The organism is Dietzia sp. UBA5065 (genome assembly GCA_002415925.1).
Lineage (GTDB): Bacteria > Actinomycetota > Actinomycetes > Mycobacteriales > Mycobacteriaceae > Dietzia.
In genome coordinates this window covers 2613-2839 of the sequence record DIAZ01000131.1, presented here as the reverse complement: position 1 = coordinate 2839, position 227 = coordinate 2613, and the positions used below count along the sequence as shown (strand labels likewise).

Genomic DNA, 227 nt, shown 5'->3' with positions numbered 1-227 from the left:
CCGTACTCGGTGTAGTCGCGCTCGAACCAGCCGCTCCCGAGCCCGAGGATGAGGCGCCCGCCGGAGATGTGGTCGACGGTCCGGGCCATGTCGGCGAGCAGGTCGGGGTTGCGGTAGGTGTTGCACGTGACCAGGGCGCCGATCTCCACGCGCTCGGTCTGCTCGGCCCAGGCGGCGAGCATGGTCCAGCACTCGAAATGGGCGCCGTCGGGATCGCCGTAGAGCGG

General features: G+C 70.5%; 1 protein-coding gene. It reads right to left on the bottom strand.

The genetic code is table 11. From position 1 onward, the window contains the following. The coding region (locus B4M60_RS10275; RefSeq protein ID WP_291083230.1) for an LLM class flavin-dependent oxidoreductase at nt 1–227 on the bottom strand (227 nt) is incomplete at both ends.